18 protein-coding genes are annotated in these 23625 nt (G+C 42.9%); 7 read left to right on the top strand and 11 right to left on the bottom strand.

Annotation, left to right across the window (positions count from 1 at the left end; genetic code table 11):
• Window positions 1-3: 3 nt before the first annotated feature.
• Window positions 4-753 (bottom strand): Hpt domain-containing protein, encoded by a 750-nt coding sequence (locus N2317_00545; GenBank protein ID MCX7815987.1) that lies wholly within the window; start codon window positions 751-753, stop codon window positions 4-6.
• A gap of 22 nt (window positions 754-775) precedes the next feature.
• Window positions 776-1087: a response regulator gene (locus N2317_00540; protein MCX7815986.1), complete on the bottom strand. Its 312-nt coding sequence runs from the start codon at window positions 1085-1087 to the stop codon at window positions 776-778.
• Between the two features lie 740 nt (window positions 1088-1827).
• On the opposite strand from N2317_00540, the gene N2317_00535 reads away from it, so the two are divergent.
• Both N2317_00535 and N2317_00530 read left to right on the top strand, forming a co-directional pair.
• Window positions 1828-2889: a permease gene (locus N2317_00535; protein MCX7815985.1), complete on the top strand. Its 1062-nt coding sequence runs from the start codon at window positions 1828-1830 to the stop codon at window positions 2887-2889.
• A 162-nt stretch (window positions 2890-3051) separates the two neighbouring features.
• Complete coding sequence (locus N2317_00530) at window positions 3052-3786, top strand: sulfite exporter TauE/SafE family protein (protein MCX7815984.1); 735 nt, start codon at window positions 3052-3054, stop codon at window positions 3784-3786.
• Between the two features lie 256 nt (window positions 3787-4042).
• Here the strand turns inward: N2317_00530 and N2317_00525 are convergent, their stop codons facing one another.
• Window positions 4043-4861: an adenine nucleotide alpha hydrolase family protein gene (locus N2317_00525; protein MCX7815983.1), complete on the bottom strand. Its 819-nt coding sequence runs from the start codon at window positions 4859-4861 to the stop codon at window positions 4043-4045.
• Window positions 4862-5131: 270 nt separating this feature from the next.
• Here N2317_00525 and N2317_00520 point away from each other — a divergent pair, with 270 nt between their 5' ends.
• The 3 genes from N2317_00520 (at window position 5132) to N2317_00510 (ending at window position 11259) form a co-directional block, all read left to right on the top strand.
• Window positions 5132-7246: a fused MFS/spermidine synthase gene (locus tag N2317_00520; GenBank protein ID MCX7815982.1), complete on the top strand. Its 2115-nt coding sequence runs from the start codon at window positions 5132-5134 to the stop codon at window positions 7244-7246.
• Window positions 7247-7506: 260 nt separating this feature from the next.
• Window positions 7507-8583 (top strand): metallophosphoesterase family protein, encoded by a 1077-nt coding sequence (locus N2317_00515; GenBank protein MCX7815981.1) that lies wholly within the window; start codon window positions 7507-7509, stop codon window positions 8581-8583.
• Window positions 8584-8586: 3 nt separating this feature from the next.
• Entirely contained in the window at window positions 8587-11259 is a 2673-nt protein-coding gene (locus tag N2317_00510; protein ID MCX7815980.1) for an AAA family ATPase, read from the top strand.
• Window positions 11260-11336: 77 nt separating this feature from the next.
• Here the strand turns inward: N2317_00510 and N2317_00505 are convergent, their stop codons facing one another.
• Genes N2317_00505 through N2317_00495 form a run of 3 tightly spaced genes read right to left on the bottom strand, consistent with a single transcriptional unit; the run spans window position 11337 to window position 15001 of the window.
• On the bottom strand, window positions 11337-12095 hold the full coding sequence (locus N2317_00505) for a PHP domain-containing protein (protein ID MCX7815979.1): 759 nt from the start codon (window positions 12093-12095) through the stop codon (window positions 11337-11339).
• A gap of 42 nt (window positions 12096-12137) precedes the next feature.
• Window positions 12138-14171, bottom strand: a complete 2034-nt coding sequence (locus N2317_00500; protein ID MCX7815978.1) for a diguanylate cyclase — start codon at window positions 14169-14171, stop codon at window positions 12138-12140.
• The gene (locus tag N2317_00495; GenBank protein MCX7815977.1) at window positions 14168-15001 is read right to left on the bottom strand and encodes a DUF268 domain-containing protein; all 834 of its coding nucleotides are present in this window, start codon (window positions 14999-15001) and stop codon (window positions 14168-14170) included. The genes N2317_00500 and N2317_00495 overlap by 4 nt, the downstream gene beginning before the upstream one ends.
• A 147-nt stretch (window positions 15002-15148) precedes the next feature.
• Here N2317_00495 and N2317_00490 point away from each other — a divergent pair, with 147 nt between their 5' ends.
• A complete protein-coding gene (locus N2317_00490; protein ID MCX7815976.1) occupies window positions 15149-15460 on the top strand; it encodes a hypothetical protein in 312 nt (103 codons plus the stop codon).
• 9 nt (window positions 15461-15469) lie between these two features.
• Here N2317_00490 and N2317_00485 read toward each other — a convergent pair whose 3' ends face one another.
• From N2317_00485 to mnmG, 3 genes are all read right to left on the bottom strand, one after another.
• The gene (locus tag N2317_00485; GenBank protein MCX7815975.1) at window positions 15470-16864 is read right to left on the bottom strand and encodes an MFS transporter; all 1395 of its coding nucleotides are present in this window, start codon (window positions 16862-16864) and stop codon (window positions 15470-15472) included.
• A 130-nt stretch (window positions 16865-16994) separates the two neighbouring features.
• On the bottom strand, window positions 16995-17789 hold the full coding sequence (locus tag N2317_00480) for a class I SAM-dependent methyltransferase (protein MCX7815974.1): 795 nt from the start codon (window positions 17787-17789) through the stop codon (window positions 16995-16997).
• Complete coding sequence (gene mnmG, locus N2317_00475) at window positions 17746-19692, bottom strand: tRNA uridine-5-carboxymethylaminomethyl(34) synthesis enzyme MnmG (GenBank protein MCX7815973.1); 1947 nt, start codon at window positions 19690-19692, stop codon at window positions 17746-17748. The genes N2317_00480 and mnmG overlap by 44 nt, the downstream gene beginning before the upstream one ends.
• 150 nt (window positions 19693-19842) lie before the next feature.
• Here mnmG and N2317_00470 point away from each other — a divergent pair, with 150 nt between their 5' ends.
• A complete protein-coding gene (locus tag N2317_00470) occupies window positions 19843-20361 on the top strand; it encodes a ferritin family protein (GenBank protein ID MCX7815972.1) in 519 nt (172 codons plus the stop codon).
• Between the two features lie 36 nt (window positions 20362-20397).
• On the opposite strand, the gene N2317_00465 is transcribed toward N2317_00470, so the two are convergent.
• Window positions 20398-22371, bottom strand: coding sequence for an ABC-F family ATP-binding cassette domain-containing protein (locus N2317_00465; GenBank protein MCX7815971.1), 1974 nt, complete (start codon window positions 22369-22371; stop codon window positions 20398-20400).
• Entirely contained in the window at window positions 22368-23615 is a 1248-nt protein-coding gene (locus tag N2317_00460) for a ribonuclease H-like domain-containing protein (protein ID MCX7815970.1), read from the bottom strand. The genes N2317_00465 and N2317_00460 overlap by 4 nt, the downstream gene beginning before the upstream one ends.
• Window positions 23616-23625: the final 10 nt, after the last annotated feature.

Below are 23625 nucleotides of genomic sequence, written 5' to 3'. Positions count from 1 at the left end.
TTTTTAAAAACCCCCCTTGATTTGTAACTTCTCAGCTATCTTATAAAGTGTATTAATTGCTCCATCCATGTCGAAAGAATATATCATCTCTTCTAGTTCAGTTAATTCCTCTTTAATATTATAGAAAGACAAAGAAACTTTTAATTTTTCAAAAAGATCTTTTGCTGCAAAATTACCCTCGCTTAACATTTTATGGAGTTCATTTATATGGAGTGTAATTTCTTCTATATTTTCATCAGTTGCTTGGGCGATATGGATCTGTTTATCCACATCAATTGTTTTAAGGAGGTTTTTTATGGAATTCAAAACTAATTGGAGTTCTAAGGTCATTTCGGCGACGGTCTCGGTGATATCTCCTCCTGCCTGAATTGTTTTTTCAAGTTTTTCAGCTTTTTTCTGTAGGTTAAAATCACCTATTGTACCTGCATCGCCCTTTAAAGAGTGGGAAAATGTTATTTGCAAATACAAGTCATTATCATTACGAAATTGATTTATTGTATTTAATTTTTGTTCGTACTCTTTTAAAAATATTTTTAGTAAGCTTAAATACATCTCCTTATTTTCTGCAATTCTTTTTAATGCCTTATCTATATCTATCCCTTCAACTTTAGTTGGCAGCTCAATGACATCGTCGCTACTGACTTTTGCAAAGTTTTCGTCTTTTAAAGAGATTGTTCTTTTAGGTTTTATCCACTTTATCGGAGTTTCGTAAAACTCCTCACAGTTAATAGGTTTTTTAATATAGTCGTTCATACCAGCTGATAAACATTTCTCTTTATCTCCCTTTATAGCATTGGGCTGTCAAAGCAATTATTGGCACACTCTTTAGTGAGTCAATGCGTCTTATCAGACGGGTTGCTTCAAAACCATCTATTTTAGGCATCTGTATATCCATGAGTATACAATCATATCTGTATTGCTCTTTACCACCCAAGGCATCTATTGCCATTTTTACTGTCTCTTCTCCATCTGTGGCTAAGTCAATTTTTGCGCCAACCATCTCTAAGAGTTCTATTGCAACCTGCTGGTTAAGGGTGTTATCCTCAGCAAGAAGGACATGGGAGCCTAAGAGGTTAGTTTTGTCGATACTGTGTTTTCAGCCGTATTATCGCAAAAGCGAAATCTTCGACTCCCATAACTCCTTATGGATTGCCAAGTGAAGACAATTTAAGTTTTTAATGCCTTCTAAGCCTTGTAGTATCCAACCAAAGTATTCTTGAAAAAATTTGGGTTTTGTCTTGATTGTTGTTTAGCAGCGGCAACGCAAGACAATCTCCATCTAACTTTTAACCATAATGGCTTTATGGCTATATGTTTGGAAGGGTGTCTTGTCTGAATGTGATAATTCAGTTATGCCAATCACGGAAAGATGTTCAACTCATTTTGAAGAGTTATGTAGAACAAGAAAAGGAGAGCCATATAATTAAAAAGACACATAGAGTATTTAATAACCTCTTTGGAGGGTAAATTCACGGAAGGTATGTTCATTTATTCCTAAAGTGTGAGAAAATGTAAAAATGCTAGCGCAGATTTTTAATCCTGCCTCTGCTATGTCACGTGGTTAAATTTCTTTTTTGCTGAACTTGTTACCTTCGACAGGAAATCATTTTAGCAGGGTCTTATTTTCTGTGAGCGCCAGTATTTTTCCTTGACAACGAAGAGACAAAAATTATATTCCTTTTTGGCAATATAATTGAGGGTGTATTCGTTGACTCCCCATCGCTTGCTGCATTTTGCTCTATCGGTGTGGAAGTTTGCGAGATTCTGAATAAATCAGACATAGTAGTTTGCGCATTAGTATCGCAGTACTAAGAAGGTTTTTGACAAATGATCGCAGAGATAGTTATTGCCGGATTTATTGCTCTCAAGGATTATGTGGCCACACACATTCTGACATGTCTTGTTCCTGCATTTTTACTTGCCGGTGCTATGGTAGCATTTATTAATCAGCAAGCAATTCTAAATGTACTGGGGGAGCAAGCAAATAAGTTAAAGTCATTTTCGCTTGCATCTCTCGCAAGCTTCTTTGTTGCTGCCTGTTCCTGCACGGTCATACCTGTATCCGCCGGTTTATACTATAGCGGTGCGGCCGTTGGTGTGGCTTTTATTGTGCTGTGGGTCGCACCTTCGGCGAATCTTCTCTCTCTGATCTATACGGGAAACATTCTTGGAGGTGAAATTGTTGCTGCCAGAGTTGCGTCATCGCTCATGATGGCCTTTGCTGTAGGGTGGTTCATGACAATCGCCTTTCAGAACGAGAAACGGGAAACCAATCCTGCTAAAGAAGTTATGTCGGTGGAAGCAACATTTAAAAACAGTGTCGTTTCGGGCAGACACGCCGTCTTACTTTTTCTTATCGTTCTTTCGTTACTCCTGCCCAACTACGTCGCAAGAACGGGTCCGTACATCGAAAAGGTCATTGTATGGAGTATCGCTACGTTCATACTTCTGGTATACGTGTTCAAATCACTTCCGAGAAATGAGATCAAGACCTGGCTGAGGGAATCCTTGTGGTTTGTGAGAATAATCCTTCCCCTTCTTCTCGCCGGGGTGTTTTTGGTGGGTGTCGTTGGAAAACTGATTCCTGAAGAGTGGATAAGGGCGTGGCTCGGAGGTAATAGTTTTAGGGCTTCTTTCCTTGCTACTCTTATCGGTGCCATCAGTTATTTCGCCACGATGACCGAAGCGCCATTCGTTGATACTTTAATGAAACTGGGTATGGGAAAGGGACCGGCACTTGCACTTCTTCTCACCGGGCCAGGTTTGAGTCTTCCTAACTGGATTGCTATTGCTCGGGTGTTCGGGGTGAAAAAATCTGTTGTTTATGTAACAATAATTATTTTTCTGGGAACATTTATCGGCTGGTTTTTCGGTAACTTCATATTGTAGCGGATAAAAGTTCTGTACCTCATGGAAGAGGGAGGGCTTTGGCAAGGTCAGTGGTTTTAGGCCCAGTGTTTAATATATAACCAAGGCTGAGCCCATAGGTGTTGTAGCGCAAGGAGAGTCTCTCTCACGTTTACGCGTCGTTAGGATGGTAAGACTCTTTCGATGAACGACACAACGATCATGATCACAGGACTAGCTCTACTTTCACTCGCATCGGGGATGTTGGGATTGGGAGTGGCATTTTCGGCCGTTCCCTTCCTAGCTCTGTTTCTTCCTGATCTTGTCCACCAAGTCCAGCCTCTGTCACTCCTTCTGAACGGCGTCACTGCCCTGTTCGCCTTTTTTGGCTTCGCAAAAAGCGGATTTGTTGATTGGAAAAAGGCAACCACCTTAGCTGTGGTGACCACACTTAGTGCTCCGGTAGGTGCGTGGCTCGTTCAGTACACACCCGTCCTAATGGTGTGGATTGCCTATCTGGTATCTGTTGTTTATTTGGTTTACCGTCTCTTCCGACCTGTGCAGGAGAGACCCGGGGAAGAGAACTTCAAGATGGCTTTGATGCTGGCAGTCCCTATCTCAGTCTTGAGCGGCCTTTTGGGCATCGGTCCAGGTTTTCTCCTCATGCCGACGTTGATCCTCGTGGGATTTCCAGCCAAGCAAGCGGCTGGGATCAATGCCTTTGCCGTTATGCCCCCTTCTTTTTCTGCATTAATACCTCATATTGAAATGGCCCACTTTGATATCCATTTGACAGCAACACTAATCGTTGTGGGTGCGATTGGTTCCTATGTGGGTGCAAGATTGACCAGTCTCTACATCCCAGGAGGAAGAATCAAACAAGGCTTCGGTATTCTAATTATCATTATGACCCTCTACAAGATATACACCCTCGTGTAACTGGTGTGAGCAAAAGCTTATCATATGGGCTACAGATATTTGACTATTCTAATAGGTGTTTTTTAAACTAAAGTAAAGTTTTGTTAGAAAGGGAAATTGGTGTGTAGATACGTTCTTGTAAGGGGTTAAGCTACCTGCTAAGACGGAAACACTTACAAGGGAAGTTGTGGTGATGGAACGGATTGTAATCGTAAGACGGATAAGTCAGGGAATTACCCTCGGTGGTCAAGACGGATAGAAAATCGAAGTGCAAGCATCAGTTGGAGGAAAAAGAGAGAGTTTCAATTTTGAGTGGCGTTAATGGGTTTAATCCGGCCTTTAACATTAGTCTGCAGTATAGACACGTATCTGAGGTTGTGAGATGGTTGCATTTTGCGCATTTTTTAAGCTTAACTGAAGTACGCGATGCAAACCTTGATTGTTCCTTCTTCCAGAATCCAAATAAAAATCTGCGTTTAGTACCAGGCATTTTTTCTTCCAGCATGTGGAGGACTTGTTTGTAAATGGGAGAAGTGGCACCTTTAGATAGAGGACATTTTTCTCCGTAGAAGTTTATACTTCTGAACTTGCAGAACGCGATTACCTCTGATTCCTCTAATCGCGCAAGGGGTTTAACCCTTGACGGAAACGTGTCTCCCTTTTCTGGCAGGTGTGGATGTTGTCGGGCGAGGTACCCATCCTGCCAGCCTAGAATGTTGCCCAGCAGTGTTGCTGCTTCATCATCTAGATTGTGACCAGTGGCTACAATGTGATGGTTGGTGATTGTTGTTAAAGCGTTCATTAGATGGCGTTTCAAAATACCGCAAATAGCACAGGGGACATAGTGTATCCGTCGAGCGACCTCAGAGATTGAAAGGCCGTAGGTTTCTGCAAAGGAGAAAACATGGAGTTTTGCACGACGATCGGCTGCAAATTGTAGGCAAACTTCTTTTGAGGCGCGAGAGAACTCGCCTTGGCCTATATCTATGTGTATTCCCTCCGCATTGAATCCCAGAAGTAGTAGAGCGTCCCATAGTGCAAGGCTATCTTTTCCCCCAGATACAGCCACGAGGACCTTTTCCTTTGGGGTAAACATTTTAAAGGTTTCAATCGCCCGATTAACCTGCCTTAAGAAGTGTTCGAGAAAATGTTGATCACAAAACGAAGCTTTAAGAGAGGGGATGCGTACGTTAGCTTCTCCTTTACATTTTACGCATTTAGATTTTGGAGTCCGATCGTACTTATTTCTTCCTTTCATTTGTTTTTCATGAAATACAGAGTGTCGAAGGATTTTGGAGCGTTATCATTCTCGTATATAAACTAGGGCAAATTATGGCAAGTTAATTTTCATGATGTGTTTTATGGTATGTTGCACTTTTACACGAGAAGTGGCATAAGGCATGGCGGTATGGGCATCTATGGGATACACTTGGTAGTTTTTCTTGGTGCTTTTCTTCTATTTGGTATGGAACCGCTTACAGGTCGTCTCCTTGTACCCTTCTTTGGTGGTGCGGTTCACATATGGTTGGTTTGCATTGTTTATTTTCAATTATTGCTTCTTTTCGGTTATTTGTATGCTCATTTTATTGTCAGACACTTGGGTATGTGGCATCTTTTGATTGTACTGCTGCCCATTATAAATCTGCCTCTTCGCATCGATGCTCCTCCATCACCTACTGGAGAGGTAGCTGATCTTTTTGGAACCTTAACGAAACATATCGCCCTGCCCTTTCTGGTTTTATCCACGACAGTTGTGGTGGTTCAACTTTGGGTTGTTCACGCAAAAAGGAGGCTTTCCTTCAACCCTTACGTCCTCTATGCCACATCTAATGCGGGTTCCCTCCTTGCTCTTATAAGTTATCCAATTCTGATGGAACCTTTCCTAGGATTGAAAAAACAGAGTCTGAGCTGGAGCGTGGGGTATATCCTGTATGTTATTTTTGTTTTCTTTGCGTGGTTTTATCTTCGTCCGCAGGGCATGCGGGAGGGGAGAGAACACTCTGAGCATTTTCAACGTGATTTTGAGGGTACAAATCCTGTGGGGGCAGCTGGTGTCGAAGCGAGAAATGCAATTCATTGGTTAGTGCTTAGTTTCTTGACATCCGCTCTATTGGTGACTGTAACGAATCTCATAGCAGTTGAAATAGGTTCTTTTCCTCTTGTTTGGGTTTTGCCCCTAGCCATGTACCTTTTGAGTTTTGTCATCACTTTCAGGGATACAGACCGTATTTCTCTTAAACTTATGTTTTTGTGGCCTGAAGTGGTGCTTCTCGGTTTTGCCCTTTATTTCATACCTGTAAGTAAGCTGTTTGTCCCCTTTCTCTTGCTTTTGGTGTTCTTTATACTCTGTATTATGATCCACGGGGATCTTTATCGCAGTCGCCCTGAATCTTCACTTCTGTCACGTTTCTATATTGCAGTTGCCTTGGGAGGTTTTCTGGGCGGAATGGCTGTTACTTTAGGAGCTCCTCTCGTTTTCAGAGAGGTGTACGAGTATCCCATAATGCTTGTGCTGATAGCTATTCTTTTTGCCATGAGATATAGGGGTTTCCTTTTACATTCCTTGACACTGAGGTCGGCTGTGGTTTGCGTGGGTCGTGTATTTGCAATTCTGGCTCTTTATTCTCTTCTTATATTCTTTTCCGGGGTGAGTTTGGCCGGGGTTAAAAGGGAGGCCCACCGTAACTACTACGGAATATGTCGTATCTATGATTACCCATCAAGCAGGGATGCTCCGGGTGGTGTACGAGTACTTATCCACGGATCCACGATTCATGGTCTACAGTTTTTGGATCGAGAAGGGGAGATGAAAGCAACACTCTACTATCATCCTAAAAGTGGACTGAAAGATGTGCTTGATCTTTTAAATCCACCGCGTCGAATCGCTGTTGTTGGTCTTGGAACGGGTACTTTTGGGCTGCTTACCAGAAAGGGCGATTCTATTACTTATTACGAGATAGATCCTGATATGGAACGTTTGTCACGCCGATGGTTTACCTTTCTCGAAAACACACCTGCAGACCTCAAAGTGGTAAATGGTGACGGTAGACTTAAGCTTAAGATGAACCAAGAGAGATACGATTTGATTTTCGTTGATGCCTTCAGTGGAGATGCTCTGCCCACTCATCTTATCACTAAGGAGGCGCTTCAGATTTACTTTGACCATTTAGAAGAAAACGGTTTCTTGATACTCCATCTATCCAATCGCTACTACGAGCTAAGGGGGGTGGTGAAAGCCATACTGGAAAACATGGGTCTTTTTGGTGGTATGAAGTTAACTGTTCTCGAAGAGAGTGAGACCTACATTCCAGTAAGTACAGTATATCTTACAGCTTTTCGGAAAGCGGATCATATTTATCCCCTTATTGCAAAAGGGTGGATACCTCTTGGTGACGGTGATGGCTTGCGCAGGGTGAATCCCTGGACGGATGATTATGTGAACATTCTCGATGCAATTCGGGATAAATGGGTACGGTTCTGAAGTGAATGTTTGTCAACTTCGAGGACTATGAGGTTTTTTACAGTTTTTAAAGTCTGAAAAAAATCGCTTATGGACAATCAATGTACGGTAGCATACCTGTGTTTCTGTTGTATTTAAAAGCCCTCTTCTCTGGTGTTCCTAATTCAGTTTGATTTTTTCTTTCTGGATAGTAGTCTTTGCGGTATGGACTATGTTGTAATGCAGTTTCAATCCAATAACGTTGATAGAGGATATGGGATCTTTTGCTTAGGGGGTAAGCGATGAAGATTGCCATAACAGCTGACGTACATCTTCGATCAAAAGAAAGAACCCCGAACCGCTATGATGCGCTTGATGATATATTTCAGACGTGCACAGTTGAGGGAATAGGGCATGTCTTTATCCTGGGAGATCTGTTTGACAAGGATTTTAACAATTGCCACGATTTTGATGAGCTCTGCTCTACTTATAAGGAATTGAGAATAACCGTTCTTCCTGGGAACCACGACGTTGGAATTAAGCAAAAGAGTTTCTCATCCAAAAATGTGAGGATAATTGAAGAACCCTGTCGAGAAACGGTTGGCGGGATTCAAGCCGTTTTTTTTCCCTACAGCCCCTTTTTTTCTCTCGACGAGGCAATACAGGGTTTCATGATTAGGAATAAACTGCAAGGTAAATTTGTAATCTTTGGTCATGGGGACTGGATTTCTGGTGCGCGTCTGCCCAATGTCTACGAAGAAGGTGTTTATATGCCCTTGACAAGACGCATCTTGGAAAAGTTTTTGCCGCTGCGTGTGTTCCTCGGACACATCCATCAGCCCGATCCTGCTTTTGATCGGAAAACTAGGGTAAACTATCCAGGATCCCCCTGTGGTCTCGATATAAACGAAACTGGCAAACGAAGGTTTCTTATATATGACACAGATAGTGACGAGCTGGAAAGCAGAGGAGTTGAAACTTCAGTGATCTATTTTAAAGAGGAACTGCTAGTAATACCGCTGGATAATGAGGAAACTTGGATAAAAGAAAAAATCGATAAGATGTTGAAAAATTGGAATCTCAGCGATGGGGATCTTAAAAAGGTGCGTTTGAAACTGCAGGTACGGGGATTTACGAGGGATAAGGGAAAATTATCCAGAATTATAAGTGATGAGATTACCAATCGAGGAATAAATTTTTACGATGCCTCAGGTGCTGATTTTAGTGAGCTTAACGTATCTGATGATGAGACAGAGGTTAGAATTCTTTTGCTCAAAAAATTACATGAAAAAATTCAACAAACTGATCTCAGTAGATTTCTTACCTCAGACGATGATGTTATAAAGGAGGCTGCGGAGATTATTTTCGGGATGAGATGAATCATGAGAATAAGCAAAATCCGGGTTAATGAATGTGGACCTCTTGTGAAAAAATTGTGGTTGGACCTCGAATCGAAGGATTTAATACTTATATATGGGAGAAACGAGTCCGGCAAATCCTTTCTAACTGATCTTATTATCAACTCTCTATTTAAGGTTAAGAAGAAGAACGATTGGGGATATATTCGCCAACAAGCGAGCGGTAAAATCACTCTGGTCGGTTGTTTCAGTGATCGATTAACCTTGGAATTTACCCCCAAGTCTAGGAAAAAATTGGAGGATTATATCATCGAATCAACTGGTTACGGTTTGCCTCCCGAACTGGTAAAACTTTTGGTGGTAAGGGCTGGGGAGGTGGAAATTATCCGCAGCGAGTGTGGACTCACAGTTGAATTCCTGAAGACTCTCTTCTCCCAGCAGAGAATTTTAAACAAGATCAATGAGGAGATTGGGAATACGTTTAAAAAGGCAACTCTTTTGGAGGATGAAGGATGGATTGATATCGTTCAGCAGGCAAGTGAAGCCAAAAGTTATCACCAGTTGAAAACAGAACTTCGTCATCTTGAAGAGCTGCTCCAGGAAGTTGTCGAAAAGTGCGATTTGGGGGAGCTGAGATCTCTCCAGGATAGAAAAAAAGAGCTTGAAGAGAGGAAGAGGAGTTTGGAACTGGCTCGCAATCACCATGCGTATGTGCTGTTCCAGGGTATAGTCAAGTTGGAGGAAAGACTCAGTAAGTTGCCTACCAAAGATGAAATCGACGAAATAAAAAATAAAATCGAGAACTTCAGACAGAAAACCCGGGAAACCGCAAAACTGGAGGAGCAACTTTTGAGAATTGAAATTGAGCTGAAGTGCAGGGATGAAGTCGAAAAGGAATTAAACCTCCAGGATAGGGCCCGGCGTTACATGGCTTATATTTTGTCCGGGGAAAGAAACAGAAAGTTTGAAAAGCTGGAAAACATAGAACAAAGCACTAGACGGCTTGAGGATCTTCATAGAAGGTATGTTGAAAAACTGAATCTTTTAAGTCAGGAAGAGGAAGGGCTGAGAAGAAGAGAAGAAAAAGTCGAGGAATATCTGTGGTTGAAGGCGGCTAAGGAACATTATTTGAAGCTAAGGGAAGATATGGGAAAGTCTTTTGTCTCCCTGCGCTTGGTTCTATTTGCGACGTTGTTTTTAGCCCTGGCGGGAATGGTACTGCAACTGTTCGATAAACCAGGTCTTTCGTTTTTTCTTATGATCTTGACCTTGATGGGATTGATTTTGCTCATGGTGCAAATTTCACGGCCTCAAACCGATCAAGCCAAAGAGCATGAGCTACGGGCCTTGAAGGATAGATACCAGATGAAATACGGTCAGGAATTATGTACATTTGCTGATCTTGAAGCCAGAGAGAAATATCTTGAGAACGAATTTTATGAATTCGAAGTTTCGAAGAAGCGAATTGATGAGTGGAGCCGGGAATTCAACGCTCTTGTATTGGAAATAAATTCTGCTCTCTCAGATGGTATCGATTCCAAAAGCCCGGTTGAGGAAAGACTAAAAAGGGTGATTGAGGAGAACAAAAGCAGTGCAGTCCGGTTGAAGCAGGAATGTGAGGAAATTACCGGTCTGTTGGCACGCCTGGATGTCAAACAGGAGGATTTTGAGTGCGAAGATCCTCGAGTTGAGTTTAGGCAAGAGGAGCTGGAGCGGTTGAAGGTGAAACTTGATAGAATAAACCAGGCCGAGATGACGAAGGAACATTTATCCCTCCTTTATGATGAACTCAATGTTCAACTGAATGACTTGCGGAGTGAAATCAATAACTGGTTTGTGAGGTTTGGAGATAGAGTTGAGCCGGAATTCTGGGAAAAGAAATTGCGAGAATGGGAAAACCTGAAGAGAGATTTGGAAGCTGAACTATCTACCAAACGAGGAGAGCTTAAAGGTTTTGGAGTACCTGAAGAAAAGTATGTTGCCGTGGATCCCGGTGAGGAATACTCTTTGGGCAAAGTTCAAGAGGTGGAAGAGAAGCTGGAGGTTATTTCTAGTGATTTGACAAACTTAGAGGATGTATTGAGAGGTCTTAGGCAGAAAGTAGCGATTTCTACTGGGTGTGATTTTTCCGCTTCTTGGAATGTTTTACTCGATTCACTATTCCGTAAGATTGGATGGATAAGAGACCAACTTAAGAAGGTCGAGGCCTGTCTGATTTCAAAAATTCTGCTTTCTTCAACCATCAGAGAACTCGATGGGGAAGAAGCGAAGAAGATCGAGGCGTTTCTTAATGATCCTGAAGTCAGTGGAATGATTTACCGACTTACTAAAAGGTATGATCGTATTTTCCTAGCTCCAGAAGATGAGGGGAAACCAGAAGTGCTATTTGTTTCCGATGGAACTTACGATTTCAAGTTGGCTGATCTTAGCACTGGTACCAGGGAGCAGGTGCTCCTTGCCCTCCGTATCGCGTTTTTAAAAAAGCTCCTCCGGGGTGAGGGTTGTTTTCTCTTTCTGGACGATGCTTTTCAGCATACCGATTATGAGCGCAGGCCGTTTGTGGTCGAGAGTTTAGTTGAACTGGCAAGCAGCGGATGGCAGATTTTCTACCTGACGATGGATGACCACATAAGAGACCTTTTCCAGCGCATCGGTTCCCAACTCGGTGAGAGGTATCAGTATATTCATCTCAATTAAAGACCTCTTAAGTGTGGGTTTCATTCGTGAGTGAAGATTTTTTGATGTCACGAACCTGACAAACCCGGCCACGTGGGTTAATGATCGAAATATTGACGGTGTTTTTTAAGGAGAGAGAGGAGATTTTCAAGGGGAAGACAGTTGAGGAGGTGCTTTTTTTCACACAAATTCCTTCTTGCCATGCCGACACCGGAGTACATTAGGCTTAGCTGTTCAACCTGATGAGAGTCTGTAGCCAGTGAAAGCATGACTCCTCTTTCCCTTGCGTGGTAGATTAGGAGATCATTGTCGTTACGTCTTTCGGGCATAGAGTTAATTTCGATGGATTTTCCGTATTTTTTAGCTTCATCAATGATCTTTTTTATGTAGTCCGCATTTACACAGACACAAGTGGGGTGACCTAAGATGTTCACATAAGGATTTCTTAAGGCAATGAGAATGCGCATCGTTATCTGTTCTCCACTCTGGCCAAAGGATGAATGGATGGCCGCTATGACAACGTTGAGTTCGTCAATTATACTATCAGGTAGATCCAGTGAGCCATCAAAGTTAATGTCCACCTCAATGCCAGTAAGAATTCTGAAAGGATGAAGGCGTTCGTTTAAGAGTTTTATTTCTTCAATTTGTTTTTTGAGACGGTTTTCATCCAACCCCCGAGTTCCACTTTTTCCTCTATAGTGATCCGTGATGGCAATGTATTCATACCCTAGATCAATGGCTGCATAAGCCATTTCCTCTACGTAATGAGCACCGTCACTCCAGTTTGTGTGTACGTGAAGGTCTCCTTTGATGTCGGAAAACTCAATTATTTTGCTTTTGGACCAAATGTGTTCCATTGCCGAAAAAGATGTTTTTTCTTGCAGAGTAATTATTATTTTTCAATTTTGTAATTTTTTAAGATCAGATCCACGTTTGGCCTGGTACATTAAGGTATCTGCCTTTGACATAAGGGAGTCAAGGTTCTGGGGATTATCTGGGTCGTAAACAGCACATCCCATACTAAATGAAAGTTGATAGTCTTTTTGTGTAGAGGCATTCCTTAGTCTTATAATTTCACTGAGTCTCGTCTCAAACAGAAACTTTTCCTTTTCCCCTGCATTTAAGACTAAAACCGCGAATTCGTCACCTCCAATACGTCCTATAATGTCCGATTTTCTGAAGGTTTTTTTGAGAATCGCTGAGGTTTCCCTCAGAGCTTCGTCTCCCTTCTGATGCCCTAAAGTGTCGTTTATTTCCTTCATTTTATCCAAATCGATGAAGAATAACAGCATGGGCTTTTTGGTTCTTTCGGCAATTTTGAGCTGCTGTTGTGCCAAGGTGGTGAATCCGCGGCGATTTAGAATACCTGTCAGTTCGTCGGTGATGCTTATGTCCTCGAGTTTTTTCTCCAGGAGTTTCTGTTCAGTTACGTCTTGGCAGGTTACCATAACCTGTTCTGAGGGGAGTTCCACAGCTTCAAAATTGATGAATTTTAGCTCTCCATTCTTGCAGCGGGTTTTGTAAGTCAGAGCTTTTCGTTGCCACAGTCCGGGTTTTTTGAAATTCTCTAACCATGCCTTCTCCACTTCCTGTCGGTATGAAGGGTTCGGAAATGCCTTCTCGAACCAATGTTTTTCGTCGGGTACGTCCCCGAGGTCGTAACCGAAGATCTCTGTGAACCGAGGATTCACGTAGAGAAAATTCCCCTTTTTGTCCATGAGGATGAGGGCAAAAGGTAAATTCTCAATGAGATTTAGGAATCGCTTTCGCTCAGTATTGACGGATTCCTCTAGTCTTTTGCGGTGGGTGATATCCTGAATGGTGCCAAATAGACCAACAACCTTATTCTCTTCATTTTTCTTCACATGACCTAAAGCGTGTATCCATCTGTGTTCTCTATCTGGTCTTATTATACGGAAGTCCATTTCATATGAAACACCTCTATTTCTGGCGTCTTCAATTGTACTCAGAAAGAGAGGTAAATCATCGGGATGGATCATTGCTTTTATTCCTTCCCATGATGGTTCACCCTTTTCCCTAGGAATACCAAAGATATGAAATGTTTCTTCCGACCATGTCCTTTTGTCAGTTTTAAGGTCCCACGACCAGTGCCCCAGCCTAGCCAGAATGTGGGCATCTTTCAGTTGATCTTGCCGTTCTTTCAGGTCTTTCAACAGTAAGGAGTAAGGATTTGACACCCCTGTTTCGAAAATGGCTTTGTAGACAAAGTAAAAAGAGATGATCTTAAAGTAATGGCCTATCATATTGGACAGGCCATATACATGTACGTAGAAGGTGAAGGCAAGTTCTGCAGCTATGGTAAAACCTATTGCAGCCAAAAGGTAGCGTAATATTACAGGGTCAAAGCGTTCTCTGATTCTTAAGAGGGTAACTATAGCACCGCAAAGTATGATTGATATTACGTACTCACTTGCAATCTTGAAGGTGGTTAAACCCTTTCCTTCAATGAAACAATCGGGAAAAATGTCCCAGTAAAATATAGAAGCTAGTAAAAAGCTGCAAAAGATAAAAAAGATAACGAGTGTTACAGTCAGATTGATGCGTTTATCAACAAAAATAGGAGCAATTAGGAGAGAGATTGATTCTGTGTACCGTGCGGCGATCCATAGTTGGGTAGGTAAGTTGGCATCGTATCCTACAAAAATGTTCATTCCTTTATAGGCGAGCGTGTGGACAAAATCGATTATACCGACGAATAGATAAGCGATGCCTAAAAATAGTAAGTAGTTGTTGCTTATAAAATTTTTTGTATTCCACGCCAAGATGAATATACAACACGCTATAACGATGGAGAAAATCTCAGCGATGGAGTGAAATAAAAGGTAGTTTCGGTAAGTTGCAAAGTATATTGCGAGTAATAACGCGACAAACAATATCAAGAAGGCGTGTTTCTTTATCGTATCTATATTCATTTTTTTGTGAGTTCAAAAATGCCACATCCGTAATGGCACCCTAAGTTTTTGTGGATTAATTCATCTGTCAAAGCGACGTTTTTGTGAAGATCTCCACTGTCATCGACGAAAGAAAAGACATCAATCCTATAGAGACCGTCTATCATTCCCATTATGTATTTTAGGGAGAATACCCTGTGGGCATTGAATTCGATTCTCTGTTCACCGATGGGCACTGAGAAATACAGTTTTCCACCTTTTGTCAACATTTTGTAAAGGTTTTCCCATCCTATAAGGTGACCGTTGTAATCTATTCTGTCTCCGTATCTTCCAAGCCCGAGATGTTCTAAAACGTGGAGACATGATAGGGAATCACAGTAGTCTCGGAGGGAAAAGTTTCTATCTGTGATATCAACCTTTTTGAAATGTACGTTTTCTATCGACGCATGGAGGTCTCTCAGATCTAGTACTTCAATGGGTCTGAAGGACGCTACATGGGCGACAAATCCGTCAACACGGGATCCTACATCCACGTGTTTCAAAGGGTTATTGAGGAAAATCCTCTGTGCTACGAGTAGATCCTGATGAAAATAATGACCTGAGGCTGAACCACTTTCCGCATTCTTCTCCTCGAGACATGGGTAGAACTTTCCAAAGGGGAATGCCATATTTGATGCTGCTGCTTGTTTTTTGATGAGGAGATAGTCTCTTATAAACCAAGGTAATCCTTTAAGAAGGGTAAAAAGAGGGACACCTTTTATAAAAATCCTGAATTTCATTTTGGAGGCGTCAATTTTCTGTTTGTTATCGGCGATGTGGGAGTATATGTGACTATGTGTAATGTTTGTCAAGTGTTTTCACCTTGCTCCGCGTGCTGGGTTTATTGGTCGGGCTTTTTAAAATTAGCCAAAAATACTTGCTTTTCTGAAAGGAATAAAACATAAAAAGAACGAATCTATTTTTTTAGGAATGGCAATAATTTTCGAAGGAGGTACGTTATGCCAGAGTTTGGATCACCTTTTTCAGGATTGACAAGTGACAGAAAAATTACAAAGGAGGAACTGATCAGGGCTATTAGGTTTATGATTGCGGCGGAATACGAAGCCGTTCAACTGTACATGCAACTTGCGGAATCAACAGACAACAAACTGGCGAAAGAGGTTCTTAGAGATATTGCCAATGAGGAAAGGGTCCATGCCGGTGAGTTTCTCAGGCTTCTCTATGAGTTGGCACCTGATGAAAAAGAATTTTACGCAAAAGGTGCAGAGGAAGTTGAGGAAGAGATAAAGAAGCTTAAGAAGAAAAAGTAGATTCACCGATCACCGGATTTTTCCTCTGGCCAGGGAGGCAAAGATTCCGACAAAACAGAGTAAGGCTAGAATAGCGAAGGTAGTTTTTAAGCTCTTTATAAAGGGTATATGGTACTCGGGGGTAATCTGAATAGGCCCTAGGCAGAGGGCAAATACGAGCATTGTTATGCTCATGCTGAGCATTTGGCCTATTATCCTCATGGTTGCCAGAGTCCCTGAGGCAACCCCGAATATTTTCCGATCCACAGAACTGAGAGCAGCATTCATATTTGGAGAAGCAAAAAGGGCAAATCCAAGTCCAAGGATAAGCATAGCGGTGTATATAAACCATGGCTCCGTTTCTCTGTTGAGTGTGGTAAAAAAGACAAGTCCGCAGGTTGTTATGGTCATGCCGATTGATGCAATGATTTGTGGTTCTATCCTGTCGGAGAGTTTCCCTGCCAAGGGTGAGAGTAAGGCCATCATTAAAGGCTGGATTACCAATATCATGCCAGTTTCTTTTGGCGAAAGTCCCTTTATGAACTGCAGGTAAAGACTGAGGAGAAATCCAACGGCGAATGTAGCCATGTAGTTAAGGAGAGCGGCAAGGTTTGAAAAGGTGAAAGCACGGTTTTGTGCGAATATCCGCAGATCTATCACGGGATTTGAGACTCTAAGTTCCCATAAGCCAAAAAGAACGAGGAATAGAAGGCCTAACAGGGAGAAAATTACACCTAGGTCGGTCGGTAATGTGGAAAAACCATACGTTATGGCGAACAGCGATGTTCCGTAGATGACTGAACCTCCTAGATCGAATTTTTCTCCTTTTGCGTCGGCCCACTCTTCTTTTACCATTGTCAAAATGGCTGCTATGAGGATGAGACCCACTGGGACGGCTACGAAAAAGATACTTCTCCAACCGATGTACTGCGTTAGCAACCCTCCAATAGGTGGTCCAGTAACCAGGCCAATGTATACCGCTGTGACGTTGAGACCTAAAACAGCCCCTCTCTTTTGGGGAGAAAAGGCAGAAGCTAGGATAGCCGCTCCAGTTCCAAACATCATGGCCCCACCGATTCCCTGAAAGAAACGGCCAATGATGAGTAATTCAGCTGTGTTGCTCATGCCGCAAAGGAATGAAAATATGGTAAAAAATACAACACCCCATAAGAAAATGATTTTTCTTCCGTAGATATCTGCTACCCTGCCAAGAGGAACGAGAGTTACTGCAGCTGCAAGCTGAAAGGACATGGAAACCCATCCAATTGTTATGGCATTTAGGGACAATTCGCTTGCCATTATGGGTAGAGCAACATTGAGGGCGGATCCCATGTAAGGTGTGAGGAATGCCCCCATTGTGGCCACGGTTAGAACAATCTTTTGGTTAATTTGGGACGTTGAGGTTGAACCTGCATTTTCATCCATTTCAGAAAACCTCGTGCTTGTCGTGTCTAAAATATTAAATGTAGTAGCGATAAGCAAGTTCCTTTCATTATTTAAAAGGTGCCTATGGGACGATAGATGCACTTTTTTTGAATGGAGGTGCTAAGATTGATTATGATGCCCGCCGAATAAAGGCGTATTGGTGATTTTCTTCCTGGTTGTCTCCGTCTCGTTGTGTAGCTATTATATGGAGGCCAGCCTCTGCTGTGGCCGTCTGGAACTCCTCTGGTGTAAAAGATGTCATGGTGATCACGTTTTTTGCGTAGTTGTTGTTCTTCTGTTTGTATTTCGGTGATCCATTGTCGTATCGATACTGAATTAATGCTAAGGCATTGGGTTTTAAAAGGGAGGAGAAAACTTTAAGAATCCTCTTTGTGTACTCCTTCGATGGGAAGTGTTTAAAAACAGCTATGCTGAGGATGAAGTCCACGCTCTCCTTTCCGCATTTTTCAATTACTTCTTCCGGAGCATAAGCTGCAATAACTATCCCTACGAAGTTCCTTTTGCCTAGGATTTTCATTCTTCTCTCACAGGCCTGGAGGGTTGCCGGCGAAATCTCTATGCCATATACGAGGCCGAATCGATCGGTTAGGACTCTGCTGATCGCCCCTCCACCACATCCCCAGTCCAGTGCTACCATGTTTTTGGTGTGTTCCGCATAGGAGGGGCCGTAGTGAGTTTTTAAATAAGTATCGATCATCCCACCATAGAAATCACCATAGGTAAACCAACGTTTTTCAGTCCACCGCCCTTCCCCACACCAGTGAGACTGATCCCTGATACGATCTGAAAAATCGCTCATTTTCCAGTAATCATCTGCTTCGCTAACGAGATCCCTCTCAACAAGATTTTTTTTGAGTTTCTCAAGCAATGTGCGTACGGGGTTCATAAGGGGAACGTTTTTCATCTTCAGCGGTGGGATTTACGGACGTTTCTTTGATCTTCTCCAGAAGCTCCCTTTTTTTCATGGCAATGAGAATAGCGCTTATGGCAGCACCTGTCATGCCTGGTATCCTTTCGGCCTGGGCGATGGTTAGGGGTCGGACTTTTTTTAGTTTCATCTTCAATTCATTGGATAGTCCAGGAATTTCGTCGTAGTTTAGTTCCGGTGGTATCTTTTTCTGCTCCTGGCTTTTCAGTTTTTCTACAGCTTCTCTTTGCCTTTTTATATAACCTTCGTATTTGGCCTCTATTTCGATTTGTTTTTTCACAAAACGGTCCTCTATGGGTTCCCAATCCGGTAGCTGCTGAAGATCGTCGTAGGTTAATCCGTCTCTTTTGAGGAGCTGGAACATTGTCACCGTGGTTCTGAGGGGAGCAGTGCCCATCTTTTCGAGTATTGTGTTTATTTCGGCTGTTGGATAGATCTTTTTTGAGGAGAGTCGGCGTATACTTTCTTCGATTTTTCTCGAGTGTTCCCTTATTCTTTCTATATCTTCCTTGGAGATCAACCCTAGTTCGTAGCCTTTCTCTGAGAGTCTTAACGTGGCGTTATCCTCCCGCAGAATCAAACGGTACTCTGCCCGGGAGGTAAACATCCTGTATGGTTCATCTACACCTTTAGTTATTAGATCGTCTATGAGTACAGCCATATAAGCGTCGGCTCTGGTTAATAAAAATGGAGGTCTTCCCTGGACAGCACAGGCGGCATTGATGCCTGCCCATAGGCCCTGAGCAGCTGCTTCCTCGTATCCTGATGTGCCGTTGATCTGGCCTGCCAGATATAGCCCACGTATGATCTTTGTTTCCAGTGTAGGAAGAAGTTGGGTCGGTTGGATAAAGTCGTATTCAATGGCGTATGCATACCTCATGATCTCCGCTTCTTCCAATCCTGGTACACTGTGAACAATCTTTTCCTGAAGATCAGGTGGCATGCTGTTACCCAAACCTTTGGCGTAGACCTCCTCTGTGTCTAGTCCCTCTATTTCCAGAACTACGGGATGACGTTCTTTGTCAACAAACCGCATGACTTTGTCCTCGAGGGAGGGACAGTATCGGGCACCGATTCCTTTTATCCTGCCCGAATATAGGGCGGATTCCGAAATGTTTTTCCTTATCAATTCGTGGGTCAGGGTTGTGGTATAGCTGAAAAAGGAAGGGAGACGTTCTTCCCTAAGTTTTTCTGTTTTAAAAGAGAAAGGTTCTGGATCTGGATCGCTGTCTTGACGTTCAAGTCGTGAGAAGTCAATTGTGGATGCTTTAAGACGGGGTGGGGTTCCCGTTTTCATTCTCCCCATTTCAAAGCCAAGAGATTTTAGGCACTCTGCGAGCTTTATAGAAGCCATTTCTCCGGCCCGTCCCGCAGGAATCCGGGTTGTACCTATGTGGATAAGACCGTTTAAGAATGTTCCTGTGGTAATCACCACAGCCTCTGCTCCATAGAACACACCTAATTGATCCTCCACACCTATGACCTTGCCATCCTCGACTATAAGGCGATCCACAAGGGATTGACGGATATGCAGTCGGGACTGTTTTTCCACAGTAGACTTCATGGTGAGGCGGTAGAGTTGCTTATCGCACTGCACTCTTGTTGACTGCACTGCCGGTCCTTTTGAAGAATTTAGGAGGCGGAAATGTACAGCAGTTTTGTCGGCCACTTTAGCCATTTCCCCACCGAGGGCGTCTATTTCCTTCACAAGTTGCCCTTTTGCCAGTCCCCCCACAGCGGGATTGCAGGACATGAGGGCAATAGTATCAAGGCTGATGTTAAAAAGCAGAGTTTCACAACCCATTCGCGCTGCTGCGAGGGCTGCTTCACAACCCGCGTGGCCAGCCCCAATAACGATTATGTCAAACTGTCTCTTCATTTTTAGCATTCGTAAAGTTGGTAATTAAGCTTATTACATTATACTGCCACCGTCAACAGTTGGGACATGTATTATTTTTTCCTAAAAGACTTGCCAATAAGAGGGGCACATGTTAAAGCTCTAATAACGTGCGAAAGGAGAGTAGGTTGTATGGAAGAAAGGTTGAAGGCGTTGGAAGTTGCCCTAAAAAACGAGCATCAGGAATATGAGTTTTACATGAAGCAAGCGGCACGAACTACAAATCCTCTTGGGAAAAAGATGTTTGAGCTTATTGCGGCGGACGAGAAGGAACATTGTCAGAGGATAGGTGAACTTTACGAAGTTTGGAAAAACAATGCGCAGTGGCCGGAAACTGTCCCCTTGAGCGTAAGAGGTGAGAAGGTAGGTCAGCATCTCCGTGGCGTTATAGATAATTTGAAGGATGCTAACGTCGCTGATACCGATGACAGGAGAGCTCTAGAGATAGCCATAGAATTCGAAGCAAACGGAGCTGTCTACTATGCCCGTCTTCGCGACGAGGTTGAAGATCCTCGTGAGAAAGCTTTTTTTAATCTTCTCTCGGATATGGAACATGAACACTTCGTTGTTCTTAAAGAACTGCTGGAGTTTTTCGAAGATCCCTCATCGTGGTATAGAAAGGTGGAACGAACAGGATTGGATGGTGCCTGATAATAGTTGATTGGAGGTTTTTCAAACGGGGCCAAATTATTTCGATTCCTCCCATTCTTTTAATTGGGTTTCCCATTCTGAGTATAGCTTTTCTAGACTCTCGTTTACAGATAGGTATTCCCTCTTCAAGTTTTTCATACGTTCCGCTGACCTTAAGTTTTCAGGATTTGCCATAGCAAGTTCTAACTCTACTTTTCTATTTTCGAGTTGAGATATACGCTCTTCGATGGAAGCAATTTTTCTTTCCTTTTCCCTTTTTATGCGTTTTTCTTCAAGTCTACGTTCCCGTTCCCGTGCTGCTTTATCATCATCCCGTTTCTGTCGGTTTACTTCCTTCCCCTTTTCCGTTTCCTCTCTGTCCTTGTGCCTTTTTTCAATGTAGTATGAGTAGTTGCCGGGGTATACTGTGCAGCTACCATTTCGAAATTCTATTACTGTGTCAACGAGACTATCCAGAAAGTAGCGGTCGTGTGAGACGATGATTACAGTACCTTTGTATTGGAGTAATGCTTCTTGGAAGATCTCTTTGGTTTTTATGTCCAGATGGTTTGTAGGTTCGTCAAGTATGAGCAAGTTTGATGGTTGGAGAAGCACCTTGAGCAGTGCCAGGCGGGATTTTTCTCCCCCTGAGAGCACCTCGATTTTTTTGTAGATGTCATCTCCTGAAAAAAGGAAAGTTCCTAGGAGATCTCGCTTTTGCTGGTTGTTTAAATGGGATGGTACAGAGGAAACTTCATCCCACACCGTATTCGAGTAATTCAAATTATCTGCGCTTTCCTGGGCGAAGTATGTCAAATGGACGTTTGTACCGTAAGTTACTGTTCCTTCTGTGCTTCTTTCTGCACCGGCAATTATGCGTAAAAATGTTGATTTCCCTGAACCGTTTGCCCCTACAAGGGCCACTTTTTGTCCCCTCGTTATAGTCAGGGTTACTTCACTGAAAACCTTTTTATCTTGGTACCATTTTCCTAAGTTGCGTACCTGAAGTACAATCTTTCCGCTCTTCTCTGCTTCTGGGAAGCGTAATTTAATCAGGTTCGTTTCTCCTGGAACCTCTAAAGTTTCCATTTTTTCCAGCATACGCAGGCGACTCTGAACCTGTCGGGCCCTGCTTGCGTTGTAACGGAATTTCTCTACGAAAGCCTTTACCTTTTCCAGTTCCGCCTCCTGAAGGGCTAGTGCCTGTTCCCTGGCTAGTAATCGTTTCTTCCTTTCTTGTATGTACATTGAGTAGTTGCCTTTGTAGATTTCTAATTTCCCATTCGAGAGTTCTGCAATGTACTTTACTGTTTTATCGAGGAAGACGCGGTCGTGAGCTACGATAATAAGAGTTCCTCTGTAGGTACTCAGGTAATCTTCGATCCATTCTAAGCTTTCGGTATCGAGATGGTTTATCGGTTCGTCGAGAAGCATGATGTCAGGAGAGGCGAGAAGAATTTCGGCAAGGAGAATTCTCATTTTCCAGCCACCGGAGAACTCGGTGCATTGTCGATTAAAATCTTCTTCATTGAAACCGAGTCCGTGGAGGACTTTTTTTGCCCGTGCCTCAAATGAGTAACCCCCCATTTTTTGGAAGGTGATCAGGGATTCATCGTAAGATTTCATCAAGAGTCTTAGACTTTCACGTATGTTTTCCGTATTATCTCCGATGTGGTTGGAAACGGGCGAAAGGCTACAGACACAGCCAGCGATCTGTTTTTCGTAATCTTGGATCTTTTTTTCCGCTGCCGTTATACCACACCTTTTTTTCAACCATTCAAGGAGCGGGACGGGTTCCAATTCAGCCAGATCCTGCGGGAGGTAACCGATGCTTTTCTCCCTTTTCTTGACTATCTCCACAGCTCCCGAGTCAGGTTGAACCAGACCTAAAATGATCTTCAGTAAAGTGCTTTTACCTGCGCCGTTATCGCCGATTAAGCCTATTCTGCTTCCGTCGGGAATATTCCAGGACAGATGATCGAAAATCTTTTTTCCGTAAAAAGAAAGTGTTATATCCCTAAGGCAGATCATTCCTGATAATAATCGCTTCTGAAAGAGGACTTTTTGTTGAATGTTTCTCTGTTTGATATTTTCTTGAGAAGGCGTTTTTTCCTATGCTCAAGTTCTTCCTGGACCTTACTTTGGTCTGTAACATCAAGTGCCATTTCTGTATATACGAGTGCCTTGTCGGGACGGCCCACGTGATGTTCGTACCATTTGGCCAACTCTATGGCCGCAAATGAATCTGCAGGGTTTCTGCGAAGCATGTCCTCCCATATTGCAGTGGCTTCGGTCCAGTTGCCCTTTCTTTTGTAGAGGAGTGATAGCTCTTTTCTAGCGTCCCTCGCAATACCGCTGTGTTTTCCTTCTGTTGCCTTTTTGAAAAAGAAAAAGGCTTCTTCTTCCTTACCTTGATGGAGAAGCATCCTTCCCACCTGAAGTAAATCCCCTGGATGGTGGTTTATATTTATCCCCGGCGATATAAGCTCTGTCAGTGCTCCTATGAGCGCCACCATGGAAAGAATATCCTGCTTATTGTGGAGAAATACGTCCTTTAAGTAAAGCCCGTTTTTGCTATTCAGCCATAGGAAATATCGTTTGGGAATTTCATATCCTGGCACATCGTTCTCCCTCTCATATCCCAGGATGGTTTCTTCAACGGCTAGGAGACTTCTGTCAGCAAGGCGGTGGCTGAAGAGTTTTCGACAGATGGGTAATAGGTCGCAGTGCCTGTATGAGTCGAAAGTGTTTGGTAAGCGGTTCATTATAAATCGTGTTGATAAAAGGTTGATGTCAAATGCCTTGCCATTGAATGTCACAAGGAAGTTTTTCCCATGGGCAAGTTTTTGAAGAGCAGTGAGTACGGCCCTTTCTTCGTTGTAGTCCCGGGCGAAGAGCTGTTGGAGTTTGAATTTTGATCCCTCAAAGTATCCTAAACCGATCATGAAAGGAACTGTACCTGTTCCTCCTGCCAAACCTGTTGTTTCGAGGTCGAGGAATAGACCATCTGATATATCGAAACGGGCCAGCTCGGAGTCAAGGGCTAGGGTTGCCACTTTGTCCATATCTATGACGCAGAGATCACGGAAACATCTGCAACCATGCCAGGCAGATTCCTGTATGGTTTCTTCGACGGCGAAGTAAGTTCCTGATTCGTTCTCTAAGATTCTTCCGTGTACTGCTTCCTCCAAACCAATGTTTTTTTCTGTATGCGTCTTAGTATTTTTTTCATATGAAAAATGGTGCATGAAGAGAGTGTCTACTCTTTTATTCAAGTTGTTTTTT

It is taken from the genome of Syntrophales bacterium (assembly GCA_026417625.1).
GTDB lineage: Bacteria > Desulfobacterota > Syntrophia > Syntrophales > UBA8958 > JAOACW01.
This window is presented reverse-complemented; position numbering and strand designations above follow the sequence as displayed.

What these genes read in the sequence shown, in the direction of transcription:
- N2317_00485 (MCX7815975.1), bottom strand. Translation starts at nt 16,864, where the DNA reads ATGGATGAAAATGCAGGTTCAACCTCAACGTCCCAAATTAACCAAAAG.
- N2317_00535 (MCX7815985.1), top strand. Translation starts at nt 1,828, where the DNA reads ATGATCGCAGAGATAGTTATTGCCGGATTTATTGCTCTCAAGGATTAT.
- N2317_00545 (MCX7815987.1), bottom strand. Translation starts at nt 753, where the DNA reads ATGAACGACTATATTAAAAAACCTATTAACTGTGAGGAGTTTTACGAA.
- N2317_00525 (MCX7815983.1), bottom strand. Translation starts at nt 4,861, where the DNA reads ATGTTTACCCCAAAGGAAAAGGTCCTCGTGGCTGTATCTGGGGGAAAA.
- N2317_00490 (MCX7815976.1), top strand. Translation starts at nt 15,149, where the DNA reads ATGCCAGAGTTTGGATCACCTTTTTCAGGATTGACAAGTGACAGAAAA.
- N2317_00530 (MCX7815984.1), top strand. Translation starts at nt 3,052, where the DNA reads ATGAACGACACAACGATCATGATCACAGGACTAGCTCTACTTTCACTC.
- N2317_00465 (MCX7815971.1), bottom strand. Translation starts at nt 22,371, where the DNA reads ATGATCTGCCTTAGGGATATAACACTTTCTTTTTACGGAAAAAAGATT.
- mnmG (MCX7815973.1), bottom strand. Translation starts at nt 19,692, where the DNA reads ATGAAGAGACAGTTTGACATAATCGTTATTGGGGCTGGCCACGCGGGT.
- N2317_00515 (MCX7815981.1), top strand. Translation starts at nt 7,507, where the DNA reads ATGAAGATTGCCATAACAGCTGACGTACATCTTCGATCAAAAGAAAGA.
- N2317_00470 (MCX7815972.1), top strand. Translation starts at nt 19,843, where the DNA reads ATGGAAGAAAGGTTGAAGGCGTTGGAAGTTGCCCTAAAAAACGAGCAT.
- N2317_00480 (MCX7815974.1), bottom strand. Translation starts at nt 17,789, where the DNA reads ATGAAAAACGTTCCCCTTATGAACCCCGTACGCACATTGCTTGAGAAA.
- N2317_00500 (MCX7815978.1), bottom strand. Translation starts at nt 14,171, where the DNA reads ATGAATATAGATACGATAAAGAAACACGCCTTCTTGATATTGTTTGTC.
- N2317_00510 (MCX7815980.1), top strand. Translation starts at nt 8,587, where the DNA reads ATGAGAATAAGCAAAATCCGGGTTAATGAATGTGGACCTCTTGTGAAA.
- N2317_00520 (MCX7815982.1), top strand. Translation starts at nt 5,132, where the DNA reads ATGTTGCACTTTTACACGAGAAGTGGCATAAGGCATGGCGGTATGGGC.
- N2317_00505 (MCX7815979.1), bottom strand. Translation starts at nt 12,095, where the DNA reads ATGGAACACATTTGGTCCAAAAGCAAAATAATTGAGTTTTCCGACATC.